Source organism: Polynucleobacter sp. MWH-Svant-W18, assembly GCF_018687495.1.
Lineage (GTDB): Bacteria > Pseudomonadota > Gammaproteobacteria > Burkholderiales > Burkholderiaceae > Polynucleobacter.
The window spans coordinates 1080385-1104809 of sequence record NZ_CP061293.1 but is presented as its reverse complement, the minus strand read 5'-3'; the positions used below and the strand labels follow the sequence as shown (position 1 = coordinate 1104809).

The window sequence follows — 24425 nt, the reverse complement described above, 5'->3', positions numbered from 1 at the left end:
CTAAGGTATGAGCAAAATCAGCAAAATCATGGAGCGAGTAGTCAATGTCCTAAAAAAAGGTTTTAAAAAGATCTTAACTTTCATGGGTTGGTTAACGATCATTTTTCAAAGCTTGGGTAAAGCGCTATATAAGCAATTGCGCTATGACTTTGACATTGTATGGATGCGTATTCGTGCTTCCAGTAAGAATTTTCAGGGGCATCCCATTAGCTCATGGGCCGATGTCAAGGAAATTGCACTTCAATGGGTACAAAAGGCAAAACCCAGTTTTTGGTACCCATTATTCAAGGCTCGCAAACAACAATTCGTGGAAACTGCCACTGTTGAATGGCATGCTTTTAGGGCAGACATTGATAAATTGCGCGAGCGTATCAAGCAGTTCCGCAATCCTACCAATGAGCAGCGCGCTGTAGGCGATTTATCCCCATTTTCTGGTGAAAAGACCACCATTATTGCTTCAAGCATTGTGATCAATTTGTTGGCATTGGCCTTCCCATTATTAATGCTGCAACTCTATGACCGCATCTTGCCCCATCAGTCCTTGGATACCTTGGCGTTAATAGCGGTTGCCGTGGGTATAGCGGTTGCATTGGAATCTGTGATGCGTGTGGTGCGCTCTTATGCAACGGCTTGGATTTCTGCTCGTTTTGAACACAAGGCTATGTTGGCTGTTACTGAGCGCGCTCTAGCTGAACCTTTGCATGACTTTGAGCGCAAGGGTACAGGAACAGTGATGGATGACTACAAGTCAGTTGCTTCTCTGAAGTATCACTACTCGGGGCAAACCTTTCAGCAGCTAATGGATTTACCATTTACTCTGCTTTATGTATTGATCGTCTTCATATTGAGCCCTTGGGTAGGTCTACTGCTTACTGCTGGTTACGCAGTCTTCATCTTTATTACCTGGAAAAACGGTCGCGATGATCCGATCTTGATTAAAGATCAGAAGCAGGGCGATTTACGCCGTGCCAATTTCTTAAACGAAACATTGAGCAACGTGCATACACTCAAATCCATGACCATGGAGTCATTGATGCTGCGTCGCTATGAACGCTTGCAAGAGAGTTGTGCCCGTTTAATGTCTCGTGTGACTTATGCATTGGATATGTCAGCAGGTATTGGCAACATCTTCTCGCCAATGATGAACATGCTCATCGTTGCCTTGGGTGCATGGTTGGTTATTGGCCATCATCTGACTAATGGTGAATTGGCTGCTTGCATCTTGTTAGGCATGCGTGCTTTAGCACCTTTGCAACGCCTTGGCGGTATGTGGGCCAAATATCAACAAGATGAGATTTTGCGCGATAACTTAGCGCTGACATTACTTCAAAATGGCTTGCCAGCTAAACCACAAGCCGAAGAGAATGCAGTTCTAGTAGCTGATCGCCCACTACGATCTGCAAAGTTGCAGTTAGATAATGTGCATTACCAATTTCCGGGTAGTAAGACCGAATTATTTGACGGCTTATCTTTAACAGTAGAGCCTGGTGAGTTTCTTGCTATTAAAGGGGATTCAGGTTCAGGACGCAGTACTTTGTTGCAGCTCATGGCTGGTGTCTTGCATCCAACGACAGGCGAAGTACGCATTGATAACGAAGACCTCAGAAACATTCCGCTTGAGCAGCTCAGTGAGCACGTAGCCTATCTACCTCAGAAAGCCTTGATGTTCGAAGGCTCGCTATTAGACAACGTCAGCGTATTTGAACCAAGTCGAGTAGACCGTGCTTTGCAAACTGCCAAGATGTTGGGTCTAGGTGACTTTGTTGCGAAGATGCCCCGTGGTTGGGATTCTCCAGTAGGAGATACGGCAGCTGATGCAATGCCTCCTGGCTATCGTCAGCGTATTGCGATTGTGCGGGCGCTTTCCAATCAGCCAAACATCATCTTGTTTGACGATGCAACCTCAGTGATGGACTCTGATGGTGACGCAACTTTCTTGAAGTTCATGGAGGCGGTACGTGGCAAGGTTACCGTAGTATTGGTTTCGCAAAGACCATCCTTCCTGCGTCTGGCAAACCGCACGCTCTTCTTGCAGGATGGACACTTGCATGAGGTCGAGCCCAATAAGGTGAGCTCGATTCGTGAAGCAAGTGCAGCTCAAGCAATCCCTTCCAAAGTCGATGGCATGGTGGGATCTGCTGCAGCAAACTATCGCGCTATTCCGAATGCAGAATATTTTGACTCACCATTTAAAGGTGGTGTAGTTGACAGTAATCGTTGGCAGCATACACACGAAACAGTTGCCAATAATTTCAAGGTACAAACAGACCTATCAGGTTGTTTAGCACTTTTACTAAAGTTAATGAATGCCCGTGGCACAGCACGCGAAGTAGCAGAGTCTTTGCCTTACTACACCGATAGCTTGGATTTAACGAGCTTTCACAATGCCATGTCACAGATGGGATACAAAACTAATGAAGTGATATGCACTTTAGGCATGCTCGAGCCGCGCTCGCTCCCTTGTTTATTTGTTCCTGATAGTGGACCAGCCTTTATTGCGATGGGCCGTATCGGGAAGCAAATGCGTATTGGTGATTCTGCAACAGGTGAGGCGCGCATGGAGCCTGATCTCAATATTGCTGGCCGTGCTTACTTCTACGAAATTGCCGAAATTAATGTGAGCGACACCCGTTCATGGGTAGGTCGCGTGCTCTTGCGCTTTAGCCCATTGATAGGTCAAGCTACCTTATCTGCCTTGGTATCAGGCTTGGTCATGATGTCAGGCCCATTATTTCTGTCGGTTGTCTACAGCACCGTGATTCCATCAGGCGCTACCGATACCTTGTTTTATCTCACCATTGGTGCCGCTATTGGATTAGGTGCCGGTTATTACTTTATGCGCCATCGCGCCAGAATCTTGGCCTATATTTCAGGCCGTATTGAGTATCTTTTTGGTGCGACGATATTGCAGCAAGTGCTCAAGATGTCACCCGTCTATACCGAAAGAGCATCAGTCGGTTCGCAGACCTCGCGCTTACAAAGCTTTGAAGCCATTCGTGATCTCTTTACTGGACCCTTAGCATCGACCATCCTAGAGTCACCTGCAACCTTGGTATTTTTGGTGGCGCTCTCCATCATGAACCCGATCTCATTGGTGATTTTCGCCATCATGGTGGTGGTATATGCCTTGCTCTATTGGATTTTTTCAGGCGTCACTCATGATCGAGTGGCAGCAGTGAGTAGAGCTGTTACGAAACGTAATGAATTCATCGTGGAGATGGTGGGCAAGATGCGCATCATTCGTGAATGTGGTGCACAGCAACTATGGTTAGAGCGCTTTAGAGAAATCTCAGCTAATGCCACAATGGCATCTTATAAAGCAGAGCAAGTTTCATCACTATTGGTAGCTATCTCCTATTTTGTGATGATGCTGTCTGCTTTGATGATCGTTTCTGCAACAGTACCGGCAGTCATTATGCAAACGGTTACCGCTGGTGCTCTGATTGCTTCCATGCTCTTGATGTGGCGCGTGCTCAGCCCAATTCAAACAATCTTTACGAATATGACGCGGATTGAGCGGGTAAGAAGTGCTACACGTCAAATTGATAGTTTGATGAAGATTCAGGGAGAGCGCCAAGAGACTGCTACTTCATTGGTATCTCGTGGCATGGAAGGCGCTATCGAGTTTGCTCGTGTCTCTTTCCGTTACTCCATGAATGTAGACCCTGCTTTGATCGGTGTTGAGTTTAGAGTAAACCCAGGCGAGTTGATTGCGATTAGCGGCCCCAATGGCGGTGGTAAATCTACTTTGCTCAAGTTGGTATTGGGTATGTATCAGCCACAAGCTGGATCTATCCTGATTGATAACGTAGATCTGCGCCAATTAGACCCAATGGAATTACGTCGCTCTATTGGCTATGCACCGCAAGATACGCAGCTATTCCGCGCAACGATTGCACAGAACTTACGCTTAGCAAGACCAGATGCCAGCGATGATGAGGTTTATCAGGCTCTAGATATGGCGGGTGCTCTAGAACAAATCATGGCCTTACCAAAAGGTATTGAGTATCGCGTTGGCGATAACACCAATGAATTGCCATCGAGTTTGAAGCAAAAACTTTCACTGGCACGTGCGTACCTGACACGTGCACCCATCATGCTCTTTGATGAACCAGGTGCAGGCCTTGATGATTACGGTGATCAGAAGTTTATGGAGACCTTAAAAGCCCTTAAAGGCAAAGCTACCGTACTCTTTATTAGTCATCGTCCAAGCCACATTCGTCTGGCTGACACTTTATTAGTCATGGATAAAGGTTATCTGCGTGCTGCAGGGCCTCCTGATGTATTACTTAAACAACCAACTGCAGCTTAATTCATTTCATTTAATAGATAAGAGTACTTCCTATGAGCACACTTCCAACATTACCGCCCGATGATGAGTCAAAGGATCAGCCACGGCTAACCCTTGGGGATCGTACGGATAACTATGTTGCCAAGGCCATCTTGCTTGAAGAGGCGGCACCACCTGCGTATATGAAAACCACCGTGAAGTTGGTTTGCTATGCGCTAGGCGTCTTTTTCTTATGGGCATTATTTGCAACCTTGGATGTGGTGGCTCTCGCTCCAGGTCAAATCATGCCAATTCAGGCGGTTAAGGTCATTCAACACGTTGATGGCGGTCGTATCGCTTCCATTGATGTGGTAGATGGTCAATCAGTCCATGAGGGTCAGGTGTTAATGCGCTTGAACTCAACTGAAGCTGGCGCTGAGTACCAAACCTTGGCTGCTAAATACTGGGGTCTTTATACCCGCGTTGAGCGTTTACGCGCATTACTAGGCGATAGACCTGCTGACTTTACAAAAGTACCAGAAGATTACAAACAATTAGTAGCAGAGCAAGAGTTCACGCTCAAGACACAAAAAGATCAGATTACTCAACTGCAAAATGAAATTAAGATTTTCTCTGAGGTCAGCGCTATTCGTGGTGACTTAGCAAGAGAAAAGCTTAATACTCGTGTTCAAGCTTTGGATGCCCAGCGTAATTTAAGTGGCGCACAAGCGGAGCTACTACGTTATCGCCGGACCAATATGGATGAGCTCAATGTGGCCGCCAATGAGTTGGCGCAAACAGAAGAGCAATTGACTAAATTGCAGGATCGTTTAACTCGCGTAGATATCGTATCTCCAGTCGATGGCGTGGTACAGGATTTGAAGTTCCGTACTGTTGGTGGTGTGATTCCTCCAGGTGCCACGCTCATGAATGTGATTCCTTTGGATGGCAAGATGCATGCTGAAGTGCGCGTATCCCCAACGGATATCGGCTTTGTCAAAATTGGTCAACCAGCTCGCTTGAAGATTGGTACTTTTGACTTCATGCGCTACGGCACGATTGAGGGCAAAGTTTCTATGGTGTCCTCATTTAGCACATTGGATGAGAAACAGCAGCCTTATTTCAAAGTGATTGTCAGCTTGCCACAAAGCTATGTTGGTAATGATCAAGATAAACGCATTGACCCAGGCATGACAGTGCAGGCTGACATCATGACCGATCGCCAGTCTGTCTTACGTTACTTGTTACGCCCAATCTATGTTGCCTTCAAGCAAGGTATGCGCGAGCGTTAATTCAAGAAAAAATTAGACGACTAGAGCAACTCTGTTCATGACTACGATCAAGCGCGAACCCGCACAGCAACTGTCTTTGTCTGCACGACAAAGACAGTTGCTTGATCTATTGATAGAGGGCAAGAGTAATAAAGAGATTGCAGATGATCTAAAGATCGAAGCGGGAACGGTAAAGCAACATCTCTTTGTGCTCTTCAGAAAATTGGGTGTCAATAGCCGAGCAAAGGCAGTGATTGCAGCCGCGCAGATTATGAAGTCCGCTATGGCTGGCCAAGATGACAGCAAATCCAGCGTTCAGAAGCTCAAGTCAACTAAAGTTAGCTCTAAAGCAACCGGCAAGTCAGCGGAGGGTTATTCCTGGCGCTTAGTTTCTTCAGTAGCGGTATCGATTTCTGATTTAAATGATCTCAATCCCAGTGCGATCTCAATGAGGGATCGGTTTCTGAAGGCGCTTAGGGGCATTATTGAACGCTTGGTAGATGCTCTTGATGGACAAGTGACCTATTTGCCGGGTGGCGGCTCAGTGATGTGGTTTGGGCACCCAAGGGCACATCTGGATGATGCAGATCGCGCAGTATATCTCGCGCAATATCTGCAAAGTTGGGCAAGTCACTACCAGCAGCATCTTGAGGGTAACCTAGGAAATAATGCAACCCCACTGATTGGTGTGGGTCTTGCCTCGAATACTGAAATAGTCGCTGAAAAAGCCACCGAACTTTTTGGAGCAGAGTCGTTTCGTAAAGCATCAATATTGGCCAGGCACGCAAAAGCACTCAAAATGCCACTCTCTGATTTGCTGACAAAGCAAATTGCGCCGATGAGTAGCGCTTGGATGGAAATCAAATCCAAAGAAGGCAATAAAGAGGTGGTTGTTAAGGATGTTGGTCCAATAGCCATCGTTGGCCCAAGCTCTTCACTGCTTCCAGATGCTAGCTTGCGTTGGGGTGGTTTCCCTTTCTTGAGTAATGCCTTCGAGGGTATCGATAGTGGTCTTGCCCAATGGTTGGCGGTCGAGTCTTGGCCACCTGCTGCCGCAACGCTCCTGACTGATGCCATCGGTAATTATGTCGCCGGTAAGAATTATCAAGTCTTAAGATTGAGAACTCCAGGCTCTTATCGCAGAGACAGGGCGCTTGCTAGTTTTGCTGCCCAAATTGAATTGCAGTTCGGTGATTTTGTGTCTCGCTCAGAAAAGATCTATCCATCACAGGGTGAGCGGATTGCAGGATTGGTTTCTGAGATTGCCAAAGCGGGACCATTGGCAATTTTGGTATATGGCCTCAAAGCATTAGAAGCATTTAAATCCACGATAGGCGAAGCGGGAATTGATCGCTTGGCTTCTCGTCAGATCCTCATTGTGGCTGCTAACTTGCAAGATCATGGATCTTCACAAATTGCCGTGAGACTTTTAGGGCCTAAACCAAACTCTGCACCGTTCTCCAGAGTGTTTAACTTGCAGATGCCAGCAATTGATGCTTTGCCAGAGGGTATTCAGGTTGACTTTAGAGCGATGCTCGATAGCCTAAGCCCCATCTCAAAAGAGTTGATGCTGCGAGCTGCTAATGAGCCTGAAACTCCACTGCTCAATATCCTGACGCAAATGAATGAGCCCCATCACAAGGCTCAAGCGTGCATCCAAGAACTCACTAGCTCAGGATTAATTGCGGCTAGTCAGGGCGGCGGCTTTGAGTTCAGAGATCTAGGGACTGCCCAGGCGATTAAGCATTTGAGCATCGCGATTGCTGGTAGTGAGGCTGCTTAATGAAGTCACTACTAATAGCAACGAGCCTATTAGCATCGTTGACCAGTCTCAATCTGGCTCAAGCAAAAGTGCAGGGTGGAGGTCAACTCACCATAACAGCACAGACAGCACAGACAGCGCAGACAACATCAGTAGCCCCAGCAGAAAACATTACAAAGCAGCTTACCAGTAGCTCAGGTCAAGCAACACAAGAAGGTCGTGTTGTTGTGATGGCGATTAAGGGGCAGATTTCTAAAAAGGTTTTAGAGTCAATCCGCAATTCAATCGGAAACGTCAATGGAGATCCCATTCCGGCAGGATTGATTGTGCTGCTCGATTCTCCTGGTGGTGATGGTATTGCCGCCATGAAGATCGGGGAAATTCTGCGTACCAATAAAGCCCATGTGTTTGTAACGGGACAATGTGCGAGTGCCTGTATTTTTGTTCTGGCAAGCGGAGTGGTCAGAGGTGCGCCTGCATACACAGTTGGGATTCATCGTGGACGCATTACAAAATCAGATGAAAATGCCAAAATTTTGGAAGAGATAGATGTTAAATCTAATCCTCAAGCCAGAGAATTGCTTGAGCGCTTTGAAAAAGCGGTGCCGGTGTACTTTGCGAAAATGGGTATGCCTCCCGAATTATTTCAGGCGATGCAATCTCATCAATACAAGGGTGTTTATCGCCTTAGTAATGAAGAAATCGTCTTTTATGGTTTGAGTGGCTTTGAGCCGAAATACTTAGATGTGCGAGCAGAGCTCTATGAAAAGATGCAGGGTCCTTATCACATGGATAAGGATGAACTGCATCGCCGCACTCTTAAAGTGGCATCACGTTGTGCCGAGTTTGATCAAAAGCACACAGCTTTTATCAATTGCTATAAGCAAGTATTAAAAGATCCGTTTCTGAATTGAGATATGTTCAAAAAAACCATTACATCTCTCAACACTGATAAGGCTATCAAGCTTGCTTGCGCTGCTGCGCATGATCTTGATCGCCGTATGAATCAAGGAGCGTTATTGATTCTTCAGGGTTTAGTGGGTTCTAGTGACATCATTTGTCACGGGGTTGTCACAGTAACCAGACACATATTGGATGTATACCAACCAATCTCCCGAAAGCTCAAACGAAGATTAAAGAGTCAACTAAAAAAGTATTATAAAAAAATAGACCTTAGCCAATTCAACAAAGAGAATCTATATGAAATGTTTTTCGTTGCCTGCGGGGTATTGCAGGATCGGAAAGCCTTAAGCATTGTCGTTGACACAGCACTCCAGAATATGTGTAGAAGCCTGCTTGAGGCTTTAGTTGTCTTATTTACCAAACATATCAACGTACTTGCTCTCGAGGTCTATGTAGCCGCTGCCAAACTAAAACAATATTGGCAGAACAATAGCCTTCTTCAAATAAGAAAAGACTGTCAAGCCCATGTTCAGAGGCATCATAGTCAGTGGGATCATTCGATCAGACCTATCCTAGAGGGCGCTTCATTCCAAAGACTATACGCATTTGCTAGACCCACTACTTATGGTGTGATTCTTGCTACTGCAGTCATTAGTACGACTAGTAATGCCGATGTTGCCGATGAAATGAAGGTTCTCATAGAGCAAAAGAAGGCCGAGCAAGCCTATGGGCTCGGTGTGAAGCACCCGGAGTTGATGGGAGACCCTCTATTTGATTATTATTTTGGCGTTGCTGCAGTTGATTCTGGTAATACAAGTACAGGGGTATTTGCTTTAGAGCGAGCCTTGCTAGATAACCCCGATAATGATCTTGTTCGCTTAGAGTTAGGCCGTGCATATTTTGCACAAGGCGAGGATGAGCGGGCGAAGACCGAGTTTTTAGCAGTAAAGAAAAATTATCCTCCCGCTCCTGTTGTTACCACTATTGATAAATACCTGGAGGAAATCGCTGATAGACAGGGTATATATAAGGCTTCATACAGCATATTCGTTGAAGCAGGATTGGGTATTAATACTAACGTGAGTGCGGCGGCGGCTGTTAATAATATTATTCTTCCTTATATCGGACCAGTTGCTTTAGGCGATTCTGCAGCACCTATTAAATCAGCATTTGGCTTTGAAAGTATCGGAGGGGCTGTCAATCTTCCCCTGAGCTCAAGTGTGGCAATTTTTGGCAATGCAAATGTGAGTTCTCAGCGCTACTCTCAAGTATCTGGCTATAACCTCAATGTGACTAATGCAACAACTGGAGTCAACCTTAAGGATGGCTCCGACTCCCTAAAAATTGCAGGAATTGCCAGTATTGCTCAGATGGATGCAACACCAATACCAAATACCTATGGTGGTGGTGCAGAATACTCTCATCAATTTAGTGCAACGGATTCGGTGATGCTAGCTGCCGGAACAACGACCTTGCAGTACCCAACCCAGTACAACGCTTATAACGCTAATGTCAATATTTTGACGACGGGCTATCGAAAGGAATTTTCAAAAGCGGCTTGGAAGCCGGTTTTAGACGTTTCACTGAATACGGTTAAGCAAAATAGCACCGCTGATAGGCCAGATTTGGGGAGGCGCATATATGGAGGGGCTATTCAAACAACTTTTTTACCAATGCCTCAACTTGCCGTGACGGTAGGAGGCGGTTATTCTCAAAGTAAATACGATGCTAATGACCTGTTGTATCAGGCCCCTCGGACCGATGGTTTGTATTCAGGAAATTTGATGCTGCAATATAAGCTCAATAAGAATTTATCAACACGTCTAGAGCTGACGTATTTCAACAATTTATCGAACTTGCCGTTATATGGTTACGAGCAGTGGACAGGGGCGATCAAACTACGCTACGATTGGGATTCCAACAATGCAAACTAAAAAATACTTTCATTTTCAACAGGCTATTGAAATAGGTCTAGGTTTATTGATGAGATCTATTTTGATTGTGTTTGTATTGGCAACTGTTCAGACAAATGGTGTTTTAGCCCAGACAGCGCCTGAGGCTGGCCGTGTTTTGATGGCGATTGGCGATGTGAAGGTAAGCCGCAGTGGACAACAAGTACCAGTAACTAAGGGATCTGCCGTTCTTGTGGGTGATACCTTGGTGACTGGGCCCGCTAGCAATGCTCAGCTCAGAATGACTGATGGCGCCATATTGGCCCTCAAAGCGCAGACAGAATTCAAGATCAATGATTACAACTTCAACGGCAAAGCTGATGGTACTGAAAAGGCGAATCTGAGCCTAGTTAAGGGTGGAGTTAGAGCCGTCTCTGGCGTTATCGGCAAAGAAAACAAAGATAATCTTAAAATTGACGCAGTAGTGGCGACCGTAGGCATTCGGGGTACGGGATTTAATATCAATGTGTGTGAGGGAAACTGCTTTGCACCGGATAAAACTCCTGTTAAAGATGGCCTATATGCAGGTGTTTTTGAAGGCAAAATTGTGGTTCAGAATCAAACTACCACTGAAGCTGTTGGCGTAAATCAGTTTGTTCACGTCGCAGACAGAAATTCAAAACCTCAATTCTTACTAGCCCCTCCTCAGTTTTTGCCTGACAACCTCGCCGGTCAACGTTCTGTTAAATCTAAGGGTAGGGTTGAGAATAAAGTCTTACCTGGTTTGGCAGCTTCGGTCAGCCTGCCTACAAAATCATCAGACAAAGAGGCGGCGCCCCTTTCTTCTGCGCAACCAGAGACTGGCGGCGCTGATGTCAGCCCTCCGTCGGCAATTGAGCAAGCCGTTAACGTTTTTACTCCAAAAGCACTTCTAAACTTACCCTCTTTAGGTAATGGTTTGCCAGTCCAGGCTACCACCAGTAGTGCACTTCCAGATGGTTATGCCTTTTACATGCAAAAGGCAGAAACTAATCCTGCTGTTTTAGGGAGTGATCATCTTCCACTTCATAACATTATTCCGGATGCGAACTTTGTGACGGGTCAGGCACAACCTAGGACGCTGAATGCAATGTCTGCAAGTCCCCTGCCAGCTTCAGGGCAGGGCGCATACATTACTCAAATTAAGCTGGACCCAAGTGTATTTGCTGTTAATGACCCTTTCTATTCTCAGCAAATCTATTCTATTGGAAGTGCCCAGCAGATGGAGGGGGGCAATGTGGATGGCATCATCTCATGGGGCCGTTGGGCTAATGGTACTGTGCAACAAATTGCCCTTTACAACAGTGGGGGGCCGGTTTACCTCTCGGCAGGTAATGGCTTTCACTATATAGTTGGAGATAGAACGACTGAGGCCAATTTACGAAATGAATTCGCCGTGAATAACTCTGTATTAAATTTCAAGCTGATTGGCGCTACTACGCCGACTCCCGTCGGTAACTCCCTGGGTACATGGGCTGTCTATGATGGATCTTTAACTGCCAATATCGCTACTGCAAAAATTAACGGCAATGTAGCGATGTTTAACAACCAATCCTCTGGATATGGCGTTTACAACATGGCATTTACGGGTAATTTAAATGCAGCTGCCCCCTATAACGATGTTTCTACTAATTTGACAAAGGTATCTGGACCACAAACGATGTGCGCTGCTGGATGCGCAGGCTCAGGAAATGTTACTTTTTATGGTGGAGGCACTCAGTCCCCGACTTCAACTGCTGCAAAGGCTGCAGGACTTTCATACAACATTAATACTGGTAACAACGTTGTTCAAGGAGTGGCAGTCTTTAAGCGGTGAGGGAATACAATAGATATATAACTATAGTTATATATCTATTGTTAGTATTGTTAGGCTATGTGGTACAGCATACAGTCATGCATTATCAGGATCTTTTCCTGACTCCTTTTTTAAAAAGAAGACGCTATGGCTGAAGCAAATACCTCCTCAAGTCAACAGGCATTTGATGCGCAACACGTTGATAACATTACCTCTTTGCAGCAGGCCGGTCCTGAAGCCCCAGCACAGGCAAGGGCAGACGTTGCAGTCACCTCACAAAGTGTTGGAACCCCAGATGGCCCCAGTCTTTTAAATGCCACTAGTAATCCAAATAATAATTCCGCTAGTCCGGTGGCTACTGGTGGTGATTCAGCAATCACAGCGGCTATTGCAGCTAGTGCTGAGGGAGGCATTACAGGTGCGGGCGTAGATAGTGCTGGAGCAGCAATAGCTTCTGCTGGCACCGTAGATGCTGGAATGACAAATGGGGCTGCTAACCCCGGAAATGCGACCCCTACAGCAGCAGATGCTGGAGCAAGTACTGGTAATACTCAAGCAGCAGCACCGTCTGCCGCTGCTCCTACTGCATCCCCCGCCACTATCCCTGTAGCCACTGTTGTTCCTATTGCACCAACTGCTGCTAGCCCAACCACCGTAACGGCTAATGCCACCGCAACTCCTGTTACCGCTCTAAATAATGTCACCCTCACCAATACGGTTGTTGATGCACCAGTTGTCGCTACAGCTGTTTCTAATTCCTCCAAGGATCCCCAGGTCTTAACAGCGCCTACCTTGCTTGCTACCGCAGCAGCATCACTCACTGAATTACCCGGTGAAAAAAATGTTACCGAATTTACTCCTACAGTTGATGCTCCAGCTACTCTGCCTGTCGATACTACTATGGCAATTGGTAATGCAGTGTCGATTCACTACTTTGATCCCAATGCAGTTGACAAGCAATCTATTTCCGTTAGTCTGAGCTCGCTAAGTTCTAGCGGGATTGGGGACACTAATTTTTCTGTAGCCCAAATGGCTGCTCTAAAGAGTGCCTTAACGCCTGATCCTGCTGGTGATGGGGTGATCAAACAAGTATTCTCCTTAGACCAAGTAGTTGAAAGTAAGGATGTCATTGATCCGCGCACTGGTTTGCTAAATCCTCTCAACGGCAATCTTATTACTGCAGAACTGAAATTTATTGTTGCAGATAAAGTTTTTGATGGATTGGCTGCCGGTCAGACGCTGACTGCAACTTACGATACAGCCGTCACCAATACTTGGTCCTTGAAAACATCTGAGGTTCAGCAATTTACAGTCACCATTACGGGTACCAATGATGCCCCTGTTTTTAACGTTGCTGGTTCAACAGACGCCCCCTTGGATGTTGCTAAAACCTTTGTTGAACAAATCATTGATTCACAGAATCTTCAACCCAACCTGACGGCTCTTGATTCAGCTAATGGCGTTGTAAGCTTTTCTGATCTAGATTTACTCGATACGCATACAGTGACATTAGCCTCTAGTCCTCTGCTAACAGACGAAATTAATGGCGTAACTTTTAACTCTAGTCATATCTCTTATGTAGATGCGAAAGAACAATCGGTAGATTTAAACAAAATGTCTGCCACAGAAATCAACGCACTTAAATCAGCGTTAAGTGATGCGACGTTTACCGTTCCAGAAATCCCTACCATTGATACGACAGTCAGCACTGATGGCGGTACAGGTATCGGTAAGATCAACTGGAGCTATTTAGCCACCGATAGTAACTTTAGTTTTTTAGCCGCTGGCGAAACTCTCAACCTTACTTACACCATACAAGTGAATGACGGCAATGGAGGCATTGCTACTCAAGACGTCACCATCACAGTACAGGGCACTAATGATGCGCCCCTCATTTTTGCAAACAAGATTGATAGTGAAAGTAACCTTGGCGATGCAAATACATCAGGCCATGATCTCGCCTTCACCGAAGCTGTTAAAGCTGGCCAACCCGATCCAACTGTTCAGGATCAGGCGCAGGGGCACATCACATTCACAGACTTCGATTTAAGCAATACTCACGGTGCATCTATTAGCCCCGCTAAATTTACGATTACTGATGTGAAGGGGAATGTCATCACCAGCGAGGCTCCAACTGAGCTTCAGACATTGCTGAATGCCGCAGGCAAACTTGATTCAACTAAAAGTTTTGACAGTACGCACACTGGAACTGGCACAGTCGCTTGGAACTTTAACGCTCAAGATAGCAAGTTTGCGTTCTTGGCGGAAGGTGAAAAACTGACAGTTACTTATGACATCACAATCACCGATAGTAATAAAGCCTTCGTAGTTCAGTCAGTCACCGTCGCCATTACTGGCACCAACGATGTGCCAGTCATCTCTTTAGTGACAACACAAGGTGGCGCACTGGCTGATGACTCTGCAAGTGAAAGCGTAACGGAAGCGAATCTGGGCGATCCTTTATCGACAGGTGGCACGTTAACCGTGACCGACTTAGATTTAAGCAATACCGTGACAGTCGCGGTAGATACTGCTGTTGTAACCGATGGCACAACAACTGGCCTGGCATTAACCCAAGATCAATTGCACGGTTTACTGAGCTTGACCAGCGCAACCGATATGGCTGCTAATGCAGGTACAACAAATAACCTCGCTTGGAGTTTTGGTAGCGATAGCGGGGCGTTTGATTACCTCGCTGCTGGTGAATCTGTCACGCTCACGTACACCGTAACTGCAACCGATACTGCAAATACAACCGATACCAAAGAGATCACTGTAGTGATCAATGGTACTAACGATGTGCCAGTCATCTCTTTAGTGACAACACAAGGTGGCGCACTGGCTGATGACTCTGCTCGTGCGAGCCTTACCGAGGGTAATGCCCTTGATGTTTTAAGTGCTGGCGGCACCTTAACAGTGACCGATCTGGATCTGAGCAATACCGTCTCAGTAGAAGTGAACAGCACTGTGGTTGCAACTGGTACTACTGCTGGCCTTGATTTAAGCAATAGTGAATTACATGGCTTATTAAGCTTGACCAATCCAACTGGCATGACTGCCAATGCCAATGAAACCCACAATCTGGCGTGGAGTTTTGGTAGCGATAGCGGGGCGTTTGATTACCTCGCTGCTGGTGAATCTGTCACGCTCACGTACACCGTAACTGCAACCGATACTGCAAATACAACCGATACCAAAGAGATCACTGTAGTGATCAATGGTACTAACGATGTGCCAGTCATCTCTTTAGTGACAACACAAGGTGGCGCACTGGCTGATGACTCTGCTCGTGCGAGCCTTACCGAGGGTAATGCCCTTGATGTTTTAAGTGCTGGCGGCACCTTAACAGTGACCGATCTGGATCTGAGCAATACCGTCTCAGTAGAAGTGAACAGCACTGTGGTTGCAACTGGTACTACTGCTGGCCTTGATTTAAGCAATAGTGAATTACATGGCTTATTAAGCTTGACCAATCCAACTGGCATGACTGCCAATGCCAATGAAACCCACAATCTGGCGTGGAGTTTTGGTAGCGATAGCGGGGCGTTTGATTACCTCGCTGCTGGTGAATCTGTCACGCTCACGTACACCGTAACTGCAACCGATACTGCAAATACAACCGATACCAAAGAGATCACTGTAGTGATCAATGGTACTAACGATGAGCCTGTCATCTCCTTGGTCACTACATCCTCATCTATAACTCGTGCAGATGATGATGGCCATGGTCATGTTTGCCACTTTGATAGAACTTCGGGTAATTTAAGTTTTACCGACGTTGATTTATCTGATACCCACACAGTGTCAGTTGTGGGGTCCCCAGCAATTACTTGGTCGGTAACACCTGATGCCCATGATGATGGTATTCGTAATTGCACGGATGCTCAAAATGCAAGATTGCACGCCATTCTAGATGCTGCCGTTGCTAATGGAGGCATCAATTTTGAAGCTATTGAGTCTGCTGATAGTAAAGGCGGAAAGACAGGATCGATCAATTGGACATTCTCTGCTAATGACGAGAATTTTGAATTCCTAGGAAGTAATGACAAATTAAGCATTACCTATACGGTTCAGGTTAAAGATAACAATAATGCAACCGATAGTGCAACGGTAACCATCAATATTTCAGGTCGCCAAGAGAAGGGGTGTGTAAGTGCTGAAGATGCTGACAAATTCCATAATCTCTATAAGCCAGGCGATTATGAAATTCATGATACCTATGAACACATTAATTCATGCAATGCAGACACCATAAAGAATTGCTCAAAGGTCTATTACGCAGATAAGCTAGATAATGACAAGATTCATGCCATCTCCAACGATGACAACCTCAAAGGTAAGTGCGACTTTAGCGAAATCTCAGATAAGTGCACTGTAAATGCTGAGAATGCTAAATTCATCCATGACCATGGATGTGGTACAGACAAGCTTGAGGTAACTGATACTGTAGATCATCTGTATTCACATCGTGGCGATGATTGGTTTAGTGGCGCCAATCTTAAGGTTGTTGATAGTGATGCAACACGTTTGAATCAATTAACGGTTGATGAGGCTATCTGCCTTAAGTCCCACAATGTCGATCTAAATGGTCATAGCTACAAAATTGTTGATACTGCCAGAAATATTGAAGCGCATATTGACGATGATGTGGTTAAGAATGCAGGTGAGGCACGCCTAACGGATACTCCTGAGTCACTCAGCCTAAGCGAGAGAACTACCTTATCTAGACTTGGCAATATTGCCAATCTAGACCACCCATCAGTGATTGGCAGTCCAACGGCCCATGAAGTTACGCAGGACAACACCAAGTCTAAGCTAATAGCGGCAGGTGAGCTTTCTATTGCTGACGTTGATGGACAAAATTCATTCCAGGCCACTACTTATACGAAGGTGGGTAACCTTGGCTCCTTAAAAGTGGAGGCTGACGGTCATTATTCCTATGAGGTGTATAACGCCCAAGTAAGAACAATGGGTGTCGGTGATTCAAGAACTGAAACTTTTACCATTCGATCTACAGACGGGACAACCAAAGACGTTAGCTTCACAATTTACGGCTCAAATGATGCTCCCACTGTTACTGCAAACGTTAAAGAATCACTGATCACTGGCGCCTTTAAGTCCGTTGATTTGTTGGCTAATGCTGGCGATATTGATTCTGGTTCAAAACTCAGTCTTGATAATGTGACCTATAAAATTGATGGTATTAGTACTGCAATTCCACTAGGTTTATTCAAGCTTACAGGCAGCCAGTTAGATATTGATACATCTAAGTTAACTATGTCTGGCGCTAGCAGCAAAGCAATTACCGTTGAATATGATGTTATCGATGGTAACGGTGGACGAGTTCACCAAACTGAAAGCATGACGGTTACCGCTAAAACTATGGGTCGTGTTACCCAGGGAGAGCATACTGGTGCTGGAGAGGCTGAGTCTGAGGGTCATCTATCCCTAGGTAGCAATATTCACATTAATAGCATTGCTGGTAATGATCTAATTGGTAAATTAGCGCTTTCTGATGATGGCGAATTCAAATATAGCCTAACAGATAAAGCGCTCCAAACTTATACGAAGTCTCACGGTGACTTTAATACACACACTGATACTTTCACAGTTAGCTATACCAATACAAAAACTGGGCAAAAATATTCCCAGGAGCTATCTTTCGATGTAAACGGTAAGCAATCTGCTGAATATCTTGCGAAAACTGCCGTAGGTGGAGTGGATGCAACCCATACGTCAGGTCACGTAGAGGATGGCTACATCGTTGGAGCTACCGTATTTGCTGACTCCAATAATGACGGTGTTCTCAATGCTGGTGAAGCTTTTGCCATTACTGATGCAGCAGGTGGATTTACCTTGGTTGGCGGTACGGGTAATCTCGTGATGACTGGTGGTGTTGATATCACTACTGGCCTTGCAAATAAAATCACTATGAGTGCGGTAGGGGGCTCAAGTGTTGTTACTCCTCTTACTACTTTGATTAACAATTTAGTCGCCAATAGCAATCTAACAGCTCAAGATGCATCAGCCCTCTTAGCTAAGCAGCTCGGCTTATCAGCTGGTATTGACCTCTCATCTTATGATCCTGTAACTGCTGCTCTAACCGGCGATACAAATGCGGCAAAAATATTTGCTGCAGGCGTTCAGGTTGAAAACACCATCGTTCAGGCCGCTGCATTAGTTGGAACTGCAACAGGTGCTAGTACTGCTAATACTGCTAATGCACTCTTCACATCATTTGCAAATGCTTTGTCTAGTGCTCCTGATCCAGTAGTTGGCGGAACTTCATTCCTATCGAATGCAACCACGCTAGGTACTGTAATGACAAGCGCTGCCAGCACATTGACTGTGTCTGCCTCAGCGCTGAGTACAATTGCAAATGCTGCATCAAGCGTATCCAATTTAATTGTTAGCACTAATAACATTGTTTCAAACACGATCAATAATGCCGATCCAAGCGGAAATATTTCTGATGTTCTGACTAGCGTTATTCAGGTAGGTAGTGCGGCTCAAGGTAGTTTGGCAACACAAATTGCTAGTGCAGTTACAAATGGAACAAGCTTAAGTGCCCTGCCAAGTGGTGCTGCTCTTACTGCGTTGGTTGATGCCCAGGCTGCTACCGTTGTTACACCTAGTCACTATGGTGCAATTTCTGGAAACAATTATATTAATGCGGCCGAAGCAGCAGCAGGTGGCGTTGCCGTTACTGGTGTAGCGGCAGCCAATAGCATTATTACTCTGAACATTGGATCTATTACCAACTTACCGGTAGTGGCAGATTCAAGTGGAAATTGGACTTACACCTTATCTTCGTCAGATATAGCTGGGCTAGGAAGCGGCACACAAACTGTCAGCGCTACTGCCACCGTACTTAATGTAGATGGTTCGATAGTTGGCACTGCAAATCTTGGTACTCAGGATTTCATAATTGATATCGCAGCGCCTAATACAACGGCAATTACTGGGTTTGTAACCGATTCTGGCGCGATCAACGATCACCTTACAAATGACAGCACTCCCTTATTGCAAGGTGTTGGTGAAATTGGCAGCCTGATTACGGTATATCAAGGCGCGACCAAGCTGGGTACTGCAGTAGTCGATGGTACAGGTCATTGGACCTACCAGGTGGGTACCTTAACCGACGGTAATTACAGCTACACCGCTACAGCAACTGATGCCGCTGGTAATACCAGTGTGGCAACTGGTGCTTATACGGTGACTGTGGATACCAAGACCACCGTTGCGATTACAGGTTTTGCTACTGACTCTGGCACTATTGGTGACTTCCGCACCAATGACACCACGCCAACGATTAATGGCACTGCTGAAGCAGGAGCTACCGTTGTGTTGTCACAAAACGGTGTAGTTGTAGCGACTATGACTGCAGATGGTTCTGGTAAGTGGAGCTATACAGCTCCAAGCTTGGTGGATGGTCTTTATACCTATAGCGCAACAGCAACAGATGCCGCTGGAAATAGTGCAACTACCGCTAATTACGGTTTAACGGTAGACCACACACCACCAGCAGTGGCGATTACGAGTTTTGCAACCGATACTGGCACTCAGGGTGATTACCTCACTAGTGATACCACTCCAACTATCAGCGGTACCGCTGAAAAAGGTGCCACAGTTGTTCTATCGCAAAATGGTGTGGTTGTTGCCACGACCACCGCTAATAGCTCTACTGGCAATTGGAGTTACACCACATCTAATACTTCTCCTTTGGCTGATGGTGTTTATACATATACTGCAACTGCAACTGATGCAGCGGGTAATAGCACCACTACAGCAAACTATGTTGTTACGGTAGACCATACTGCACCAGCAGTAGCGATCACGGCATTTGCAGACGACACTGGCACTGCCGGTGATCACATTACTAAAGACAGCACTCCTACATTACAAGGCACTGCTGAAGCAGGTAGCACAGTAGTGATTTACCAAGATGGCACATCTAAGGGATCTGCAGTTGCTGCTGCAGATGGCACTTGGAGCTTCACCTTGCCAAGTACAGTAAGTGATGGTGTGCATAACTACACCGCTACAGCAACTGATGCCGCTGGTAATACCAGTGTGGCAACTGGTGCTTATACGGTGACTGTGGATACCAAGACCACCGTTGCGATTACAGGTTTTGCTACTGACTCTGGCACTATTGGTGACTTCCGCACCAATGACACCACGCCAACGATTAATGGCACTGCTGAAGCAGGAGCTACCGTTGTGTTGTCACAAAACGGTGTAGTTGTAGCGACTATGACTGCAGATGGTTCTGGTAAGTGGAGCTATACAGCTCCAAGCTTGGTGGATGGTCTTTATACCTATAGCGCAACAGCAACAGATGCCGCTGGAAATAGTGCAACTACCGCTAATTACGGTTTAACGGTAGACCACACACCACCAGCAGTGGCGATTACGAGTTTTGCAACCGATACTGGCACTCAGGGTGATTACCTCACTAGTGATACCACTCCAACTATCAGCGGTACCGCTGAAAAAGGTGCCACAGTTGTTCTATCGCAAAATGGTGTGGTTGTTGCCACGACCACCGCTAATAGCTCTACTGGCAATTGGAGTTACACCACATCTAATACTTCTCCTTTGGCTGATGGTGTTTATACATATACTGCAACTGCAACTGATGCAGCGGGTAATAGCACCACTACAGCAAACTATGTTGTTACGGTAGACCATACTGCACCAGCAGTAGCGATCACGGCATTTGCAGACGACACTGGCACTGCCGGTGATCACATTACTAAAGACAGCACTCCTACATTACAAGGCACTGCTGAAGCAGGTAGCACAGTAGTGATTTACCAAGATGGCACATCTAAGGGATCTGCAGTTGCTGCTGCAGATGGCACTTGGAGCTTCACCTTGCCAAGTACAGTAAGTGATGGTGTGCATAACTACACCGCTACAGCAACTGATGCCGCTGGTAATACCAGTGTGGCAACTGGTGCTTATACGGTGACTGTGGATACGCTTGCACCAACAATTACCTCGAGTGCAACAGCCGCAACAATTGCTGAAAATTCAGGTGCTGGACAGATTATTTACACTGCAATAGCTACGGATTCTAATGCTGCTACTGGTAATGCGGTTACTTATAGTCTGAGTGGTGCTGATGCTGCTTTCTTAAGTGTTAATGCTACAACTGGCGCAGTTTCTATCATTGATAATCCAAACTACGAAGCGAAGTCTACCTATAGCTTTAATGTGATTGCCTCCGATTCTGCTAGCAATACCACTATTAAGGCTGTCACATTAGCGATTTCTAATGTTAATGAAGCTCCAACATTAGGTGCAATCACCACAGGTTCTGTACAAGATAGCCCAACTAGTTCTTCGCTAGGTGCAGTCTCCAATATTAGTGGAACCCTTGTTGGTGCAGACGTTGATGCTGGAACCACTCTACGATATGGCATAAGTTCTGGTACAACTGGCGGAAATTATGTTTCTGGCGGTGTAACTTATGACGTTAGTAAGGCCGGCACTTATGGAACGACATATATTCAATCCTCAACCGGTAAGTATTTATACATTCCAGATGCTGCGAAAGTAAATGCACTAGATGCTACATCAACTCCAACAGATTCATTTACGGTATCTGTAAGTGATGGATCTTTAACTACAACGCAAGCATTTAACGTCAGCATCGTTGGCGCCAATGACGCTGCCGTGATCAGCGGAGCAAACACTGGTTCTGTAACAGAAGCAGGGGGTGTTAATAACGCAACTGTTGGTACACCAACAGCTAGCGGAACACTCACTTCAACTGACGTAGACGGTACTGCAAACTTATTTACCGCAGTCTCTTCGGGCACAGCCTCTACCGGTGGTTATGGTACTTACGCTGTTACTACAGGCGGTGTATGGACTTATACCCTCAATAACAGCAATGCAACTGTTCAAGCTTTAGCTCAAGGCGCAACATTAAACGACAGCATTACTGTCCAGGCAGCCGATGGCACTACCCAAGTCGTAAGCGTCACCATTGCCGGTAGCAATGATGCGGCCGTGATCGGTGGCGTCTCAACTGCCAACTTGACTGAAACCAATGCAGTGCAGTCTGCCTCTGGCACTTTGACTGCAACGGACGTGGATGGCACGGCCAACCTGTTTATCGCCCAGAGCAATGTGGCTGGTGATCATGGTTATGGCAAGTTCACTATCGGTACCAATGGTGCTTGGACCTACACCATGAATACCGCCCACGATGAGTTTGTGGCTGGTACCAATTACACCGACAGCATTACTGTCCAGGCAGCCGATGGCACTACCCAAGTCGTAAGCGTCACCATTGCTGGTACGAACGATGCGGCCGTGATCGGTGCACCAACTGTGACAAGCGTGACTGAAGATGTGTCTGTCTCTGCGGGCTACCTGACTGCAACTGGTTCGATCTCTGTGAGCGATGCTGATAGCGCTCAAAGCAGCTTTAGTACAACGGTTGCCAACGTGGGCACACCATTAGGTAGCCTGGTATTAGCAGCCGGTGGCACTTACACCTATACCGTTGCAAACAGTGCCGTCCAGTATCTGAATGCCGGCCAAACTGCGACTGATCAATTTACGGTCACCAGTGCCGATGGCACGACCAAGATCGTCAGCTTTACGATCAATGGTGCAGATGAAGCTATCTCTACAACTCCAACTATCAATAACCTGATTGTTACTGGTTCTGGTATTGAAGTTGTTGCCACAGATTCAAATTCATTGAGTTTGGGATCTACATTTGCTTCGGCTTTCAATAATCCAGTGATTACCTCAGATATTTCTTCTGTTTTAAACCCAACTGCACAATTTAGCCTATTAAGCGGAAGCTTACAGGTGACTAACACAGCTTTTGCTGCGAACGTTGTTGGCTTGTCTTTAGGAACTACTGGAGCAGATACTCAAGACCTCAGTACAACTTCAGTCTCCAATGCTATTTATGGATTTGGTGGCGCAGATACGATCAAGTTGGGAACAGGCGGCGATACCGTCATTGGTGGAGCGGGGGCAGATACTATTACCGCCAATACTGGCGTAGACACTATTATTGAGCGAACTGGTGACTCTAGTCTGTCATTGACAGGAACGGGAAATAGCGGCGTACTTACTGGTTTTGATGTAATAAACGGACTTGATCTAACAAAGGATTACTTAGATTTAACGGGTAATCCAGCTTCTATAACTGCCGCTCGTTCCATGGGTACGTCTGGGTCAGCTACTTCAACCTTAACCATTTCAAACAGTGCCGTTACTAAATATGCTATCGACGCAAATGGCATGGCTACTTTTGGTAAATCTGGTGGCTCAAGCGCAATTTCACTAACGTCAAATGCAAACGTAGCTGCTGCTGTAGATTTCCTGAGTAAGGTCTCATTATCTGCCGGTACCGTTCTTGCATTTAACGCAACAATTGGCGGTATCGGACATACCTATATTTATGAGCGAGTTGCGTCAGCTGACACTGCTGCTAATAATTTGCTAAATGACGTATTGATTGATGTGCAAGGCACTACGTCGGCTGCACCAATTACAAACTTGAATACGCTATTTACTAGTGGTCATATATCTGGTGCAGATACCCTTCAGGCAGATAGCAGTGGCAACAACACCTTTACAGGTTACTCAGGTACAGACACAGTAAGTTATGAAAGTGCTACAGCAGACATTACCGTTAATTTGTCGATAACTGGTGCACAAACTACTGGCTCAGGTTCAGATACTTTCACCAGTATCGAAAATCTCATCGGCTCATCACATAATGACTCGATAACAGGAACCTCTGGCGCCAATATTCTGATTGGTAATGCAGGTAACGATACGCTTACTGGTGGAGCGGGTGCAGATACATTAACTGGAGGTACTGGCGCAGACACATTTAAGTATGCGGCGATTACGGACCTCACAACTACCGTAGGCGCAGTTGAAAAAATTACGGACTTCAACAGTGCTGATGGTGATAAGGTGGATTTTGGTGCCTTATTAACTTCAGCCACCAGCTTAATCAATACAATGAAGATTGATTCTGCTGACGGCAGTTCTACTCATGATTCAGTGGCAATTACGATTGGTGCCAATACCTATCTGATGGATGTGAATAATGCTAATACAGGTGCAGGAGTATCGGGTTCGCATTATGCAGAGATTGATTCACAAGCACTGTTGGGTAATCCTGCTACTGGAACACAGGCCTCTTGGACAGATGTAGTAGATATTAAGAGTGCTACTGGATTCTTGGGTGATACAGGATCTACACCGGTCTCTGGAGATGGTTGGACCTTAAAAGTTCTGGATGCTGGCGTTACTCATCAAGAATCTACGGTTAACGGCGTTCAAACTGTGGAATTCTTCAAGGGGACAACTAAAGTTAACGATGTCAATGTGCAGATCACTACATCAGATGGTGTTGTGCATGATGTGAACCACGCCGATAAGATTACCTGGCATGGTTAATCTCAGAAGTTAATATTCATCCCCTTTAGCAATAAAGGGGATG

General features: G+C 45.9%; 7 protein-coding genes. All 7 read left to right on the top strand.

Going from position 1 to position 24425, the window contains the following annotated elements; translation table 11 throughout:
• Positions 1–7 precede the first annotated feature (7 nt).
• The 7 genes from C2757_RS05645 (at position 8) to C2757_RS05615 (ending at position 24382) form a co-directional block, all read left to right on the top strand.
• Positions 8–4312, top strand: coding sequence for a peptidase domain-containing ABC transporter (locus C2757_RS05645; RefSeq protein ID WP_215373394.1), 4305 nt, complete (start codon positions 8–10; stop codon positions 4310–4312).
• A gap of 32 nt (positions 4313–4344) precedes the next feature.
• On the top strand, positions 4345–5562 hold the full coding sequence (locus C2757_RS05640) for an HlyD family efflux transporter periplasmic adaptor subunit (RefSeq protein ID WP_215373392.1): 1218 nt from the start codon (positions 4345–4347) through the stop codon (positions 5560–5562).
• Between the two features lie 37 nt (positions 5563–5599).
• Complete coding sequence (locus C2757_RS05635; RefSeq protein ID WP_215373390.1) at positions 5600–7324, top strand: LuxR C-terminal-related transcriptional regulator; 1725 nt, start codon at positions 5600–5602, stop codon at positions 7322–7324.
• Positions 7324–8217 carry an ATP-dependent Clp protease proteolytic subunit gene (locus C2757_RS05630; protein ID WP_215373388.1) on the top strand — a complete coding sequence of 298 codons (894 nt, stop codon included), beginning with the start codon at positions 7324–7326 and terminating at the stop codon, positions 8215–8217. The genes C2757_RS05635 and C2757_RS05630 overlap by 1 nt, the downstream gene beginning before the upstream one ends.
• Before the next feature lie 3 nt (positions 8218–8220).
• The gene (locus C2757_RS05625) at positions 8221–10140 is read left to right on the top strand and encodes a tetratricopeptide repeat protein (protein WP_215373386.1); all 1920 of its coding nucleotides are present in this window, start codon (positions 8221–8223) and stop codon (positions 10138–10140) included.
• Positions 10130–11953: a FecR domain-containing protein gene (locus tag C2757_RS05620; protein ID WP_215373385.1), complete on the top strand. Its 1824-nt coding sequence runs from the start codon at positions 10130–10132 to the stop codon at positions 11951–11953. The genes C2757_RS05625 and C2757_RS05620 overlap by 11 nt, the downstream gene beginning before the upstream one ends.
• 126 nt (positions 11954–12079) lie before the next feature.
• Positions 12080–24382 carry a VCBS domain-containing protein gene (locus C2757_RS05615; RefSeq protein ID WP_215373383.1) on the top strand — a complete coding sequence of 4101 codons (12303 nt, stop codon included), beginning with the start codon at positions 12080–12082 and terminating at the stop codon, positions 24380–24382.
• Positions 24383–24425: the final 43 nt, after the last annotated feature.